We start from the raw sequence: 614 nt of genomic DNA, 5'->3' as shown, positions 1-614 counted from the left end.
CGCAGGAGGCGCTGGCATCAACGCTCCCCGTGGGGAGTCGCCCGGTCGTGCGCCTGGACGCCGAGGCCGAGCGAATCGCCCGTTCGCGCGGCGATGCTCCACCGCTGGAGGTCTGGGCGGAGAGCCTCGCGTATGTGACGTACACGTCGGGCTCCACGGGGAAGCCCAAGGGCGTGGCCATCCCGCATCGCGGCGTGGTTCGCTTGTTGTTCGGTTCGACCTTCGTCCAGCTCGGGCCACAGGAGGTCATTCTCCAGTCGACCGCGCTGACGTTCGACCCCTCCACCCTGGAGATCTGGGGTGCGCTCCTGCACGGCGGCCGGCTGGTTCTCGCGCCGCCACATGCGCCGGATGTTGCGCAGCTCGCGCGCCTCATCACCACGCGCAAGGTCTCCACGATCTTCACGTCCGCCGCGCTCTTTGACCTGATGCAGCAGCACGAGCCGGAAGCGCTCGCGCGGGTGCGGCAGCTCGTCGCGGGTGGTGACGTGATGCCGGTCCCCAGCGCTCGCGCGCGACTGGCGCAGGGCCGCTCGGTGCTCAACGCCTACGGCCCCACGGAGAGCACGGCCATCACCACGTGCCATCTGCTGTCACCCGGGGACACCGTGGAT

General features: G+C 70.0%; 1 protein-coding gene. It reads left to right on the top strand.

Annotated features, from left to right (window positions below):
- Positions 1-47 precede the first annotated feature (47 nt).
- Positions 48-614 (top strand): AMP-binding protein (locus JGU66_36185; GenBank protein MBJ6766215.1); only part of this gene is annotated, 567 nt, incomplete at its 3' end.

Source organism: Myxococcaceae bacterium JPH2 (genome assembly GCA_016458225.1).
GTDB lineage: Bacteria > Myxococcota > Myxococcia > Myxococcales > Myxococcaceae > Citreicoccus.
Note: the sequence above shows the minus strand (reverse complement) of the source record. Positions and strands in the feature narration are given on the sequence as shown.